We start from the raw sequence: 4,182 nt of genomic DNA on the forward strand, positions 1-4,182 counted from the left end.
GTGCTGCGCTCCGCCCGGGCGACGCGCGGAGCGCAGCACCCGGCCGGCGGTGGTGTAGCAGGCGGCGAACGCGCCGGCGGCCAGCAGCACCACGAACGTGACGCGCGGCGTGGTCAGCGCGGTGAGGACGGCGATCAGCGCCCACCGCTCCCCGATCGGCAGCACGATCATGCGACGCGCCCACACCGTCCAGCCGACGGCGTCCAGGCGGCCGGAGAGCGCGGCGGCGCGACTGGCGCCGGGTTGCGCGGTCACGGTCTCGTTGAAGGAGAAGTCGACGATGTGGCGGGCGGTCTGGAGCACCATCGCCGCCAGGGCCAGTCCCCAGACGTCCTCGCCGCCGCGTGCCGCGCCGAGGGCGAGTCCGGCGTAGAAGGCGTACTCCTTGGCCCGGTCGAAGGTGGCGTCGAGCCAGGCGCCGAGGGTGGAGTACTTCAGGGCGTAGCGGGCGAGCTGGCCGTCGACGCAGTCGAGCACGAAGGAGGCGAGCAGCAGCAGGCCCGCGGCGACGAACCCGGCGCGCGTGCCGGTGGCGGCGCACCCGGCGGCCACCAGCGCGGTGAGCAGCGAGGCGGTGGTCACCTGGTTCGGTGTCAGTCCCCGCTCGGCGCACCAGCGGGCGATGTAGCGGGAGTAGGGGCTGACGCAGTGGGTGGTGAAGAACCCGTCGCGGCTCTTCACGGCATCGGCCAGTCTGACCTGCTCGCCGTCGACGGCCGCGACGGCGGCACGCGCCCGCTCGGCCGCGGTCGCCGACTCCGGGACCTCGGCGACCAGAGCGCCGAGGGCGGGCCGGTGGACGGCCGTGCCGGAGGCGTCGACGGCCTCGGCGAGGCGGTCGGTGAGCGGGGTGTCGGCCTCCGCCGCCGGCTCGGCGGGGACCGAGGCGAGTGCGGCGGTGAGCGCCGCCCGGCCGGCCGGGCCGACGGCCAGGGCGCCGGGGACGGCCGCCGCCGGGAACCGGGGATCGGTGAGGGCGAGCCGCAGGCTCTGCCGGTGGCCGGTGAAGCGGGCGTCGACGACGGCGATGCGCTCGCCGGTCGGCACCCGGCCGAGCTCCTCCCGCACGGCGCCTGAGTCCTGGGGGGCGCGGACCGTGAAGCCGAGGGCCCGCAGGTCGGCGTCGAGCGGTGACCCGGCGACGGGCCGTCCGATGACGATGGCGGTCGACAGCTGAACTCACTCCTCGGGGCGGCACCGCGCCGGCCGCGCGGGCACGGCGGGCCACGGGCGGGCACGAGGGCAGAGGTTATCCGATCCCCCGACCGGTCGTTCACCGCGGTTCATCGGGGGTTCGCCGCGGTCACGGCCGGGAGGTCCCGCACAGTCGACCGAGTGGTGACGGCTCCTGCGACCCCAAGGCCGCGCGGGCGGCTTCGCAGGCGTGTCGCCGCAGGTGGGCGCCGCATGGCCCGGATACGGTAAAAGCCCAGCTCAGAGCCAATGACAACGGTGTTCACTGCCGCGTTGCCGTATACCCCCCACCCGTAGTTCACTGAGGGGGCGGGCGCCGCGGCCACCCCGGCGCCGGGAGCACTCCGGCCACCGGACCGAGAGCACCCGCGCACGCCTGCGGACGAAACCACGACGGGAGCGGAGCGCCATGGGAGCGGGACACCACCACGGCGGCACAGGCGCACAGGCCACCGCCGGTGCGGCGCACCGGGGCAAACTCTGGATCGCCTTCGGCATCGCCACCGTGCTGCTGGTCGCGGAGCTGATCGGCGCGGCGCTGACCGGGTCGCTCGCCCTGCTGGCCGACGCCGGGCACGTCGCCACCGACCTCGTGGGCATCGGCATGGCGCTGACCGCCATCCACTTCGCCAACCGGCCGGCTGCCGCCAAGCGCACCTTCGGCATGGCGCGACTGGAGATCCTCGCAGCGCTGATGAACTGCCTGCTGCTGCTCGGCGTGGGCGGGTACATCGTCATCGAGGCGTTCCGGCGGATGCAGCAGCCGGCGGAGATCGAGGGCGGCCTCACCATGGTGTTCGGTGTGGTGGGTCTGGCGCTCAACTGCGTCTCGCTGCTGCTCCTCATGCAGGGCCAGAAGGAGAGCCTCAACGTCCGGGGCGCGTTCCTGGAGGTGCTCGCCGACACCCTCGGTTCGGTGGCGGTGATCGCCTCGGCGCTGGTGATCCTCCTCACCGGATGGCAGCAGGCCGACCTCGTCGCGTCCCTGCTCATCGCCGCGATGATCGTCCCGCGGACCTTCAAGCTGGGCCGCGAGGCGGTCGAGGTGCTGCTGGAGTCCGCGCCCCGGGACGTCGACATCCACGAGGTGCGGGATCACATCCTGGGCGTCGAGGGCGTCTCGGACGTGCACGACCTGCACGTGTGGACCATCACCTCCGGCATGCCGGTGGTCTCGGCGCACGTCGTGGTGGACCGGGAGGTGCTGGACGCGGTCGGCCACGAACGCGTGCTGCACGACCTCCAGGACTGCCTGGGAGACCATTTCGCGGTCGAGCACTGCACCTTCCAGCTGGAGCCCGACGGGCACGTCGCCCACGAGCCGCGCGTCTGCCACTGACTCCGCGCCGGCCCCGCCTCTCGCACCGCGGACCGAGCGTGCGCCCGGACGGGTGACGCGCCCGCGGGGTCCGCTACGGCACACTGGTGCCAGGCCCCAGCACGGCGGGCCGGTCCCCCGGGCGGCGCCCGGGGTGACGTGCACATCCCGAAAGGCGCCCATGCCCCAGCGAACCGACGTCACCACCGCCGGCCCCGAGCAGGCCGGGCCCGAGCCGATCCTGCTGGAGCTGGTCGACGAGGACGGCACCACCATCGGCACGGCGGAGAAGCTGTCGGCGCACCAGGCACCGGGGCGGCTCCACCGGGCGTTCTCGGTCTTCCTCCTCGACACCGAGGGCCGGCTCCTCCTCCAGCAGCGCGCGGCCGGCAAATACCACTCCCCCGGCGTGTGGTCCAACACCTGCTGCGGCCACCCCTACCCGGGCGAGCCGCCGTTCGTCGCCGCGGTGCGGCGGACCGCCGAGGAGCTGGGCACCGCACCCTCGCTGCTGCGCGAGGCGGGCACCGTGCGCTACAACCACCCGGACCCCGTCTCGGGCCTGGTGGAGCAGGAGTACAACCACCTCTTCGTCGGACTCACCGGCAACCCGCCGGCGCCCGATCCCGAGGAGGTCGGCGCGACGGCACTGGTCACGGCCGAGGAACTGGTGCGCCGCCACGCGGACGACCCGTTCTCGGCCTGGTTCATGACGGTGCTGGACGCGGCGCGCCCGACGATCCGCGAGGTCACGGGCGGCGCGGGCGGCTGGTGATCACCGGACCACCGGCAAGCGGCGCCGCCGACAGGCGGGTCAGCGGAGCGGCAGCGTCACCCAGACGACCTTGCCGCCCGCAGCGGTGGGGGTGACCCCGCAGTCGCCGCCGGCCTCCAGCGCGACGGCCTTGACCAGGAGCAGTCCCCGCCCGCCGATCTCATGCCGGTCGGGCGACGCCTCCAGCGCACGTGGCCGGTAGGGGTGTCCGTCCTCCACGCCCAGCCGTAGCCGGCCGTCTTGGAGGGTGACCTCGACGCCGACGCGGGGGGTCAGGAGCGCGGCGTGCCGCACCCCGTTGGTCACCAGTTCGGAGAGCACCAGCTCCACCGCGAACATCAGCTCGTCGCCGAGGGGCACGCGGCGCCGTCGGAGCAGGTCGCGGACCGCGTGCCGCACCCAGGGGACGGAACCCTCCACCGGTGGGACGGTGAAGCGCCAGGTGCCGTCCTGCCGGTGCCGCGCGGGCAGCAGGTGCTGCATCGAGGCGTGCGATCGGCTGTCCATGGTGTCCGGCACCGGCCCCTCATCTCTCGTGTCATGCGCTTCGGTGGGCGGTGCGAGAACGCGCCGCATGTCTCCGAGTGTTGGCATGTGCCAGTGCCCTGTGACCGACTGAACGCAAGTCACCGCATTAGCGCGACTTCCTTTCGCCAATGAGCGACCAGTTCCAGATGTCGACCACGAGATGCATGCATGGTGCCGCGAATCGTCGGTCGTCGGGTGATTCCGCGCCACTCACCCCCGCGCCGCGAGCTCGGCCGAGGATGCCCGCGACGGGCAGCCGGCGAGGCTGGTTCACCGGCCCGTCGGGCCGCCCTCGGGCGGCCGGACGTCCGCGGGCGGACCGGCGGCGGACCGACCCGGCCCCCGGCCGCCGTCCGCCTCCCCTCCC

Annotated in this window: 4 protein-coding genes; 2 read left to right on the plus strand and 2 right to left on the minus strand. The window is 74.1% G+C overall.

The genetic code is table 11. The features are described 5' to 3' along the window. The coding region (locus HCN52_RS22485) for a CDP-alcohol phosphatidyltransferase family protein (RefSeq protein ID WP_168090273.1) at positions 1-1,173 on the minus strand (1,173 nt) is incomplete at its 3' end. Between the two features lie 430 nt (positions 1,174-1,603). Here HCN52_RS22485 and HCN52_RS22490 point away from each other — a divergent pair. Together HCN52_RS22490 and idi are read left to right on the plus strand one after the other, a co-directional pair. Continuing rightward, entirely contained in the window at positions 1,604-2,533 is a 930-nt protein-coding gene (locus HCN52_RS22490) for a cation diffusion facilitator family transporter (protein ID WP_168090271.1), read from the plus strand. A gap of 160 nt (positions 2,534-2,693) precedes the next feature. Next, positions 2,694-3,287, plus strand: a complete 594-nt coding sequence (gene idi, locus HCN52_RS22495) for an isopentenyl-diphosphate Delta-isomerase (RefSeq protein ID WP_168090272.1) — start codon at positions 2,694-2,696, stop codon at positions 3,285-3,287. Between the two features lie 39 nt (positions 3,288-3,326). Here the strand turns inward: idi and HCN52_RS22500 are convergent, their stop codons facing one another. Beyond that, complete coding sequence (locus HCN52_RS22500) at positions 3,327-3,806, minus strand: ATP-binding protein (RefSeq protein WP_312876840.1); 480 nt, start codon at positions 3,804-3,806, stop codon at positions 3,327-3,329. Positions 3,807-4,182 lie beyond the last annotated feature (376 nt).

This window comes from Streptomyces bohaiensis (assembly GCF_012033785.1).
GTDB lineage: Bacteria > Actinomycetota > Actinomycetes > Streptomycetales > Streptomycetaceae > Streptomyces > Streptomyces bohaiensis.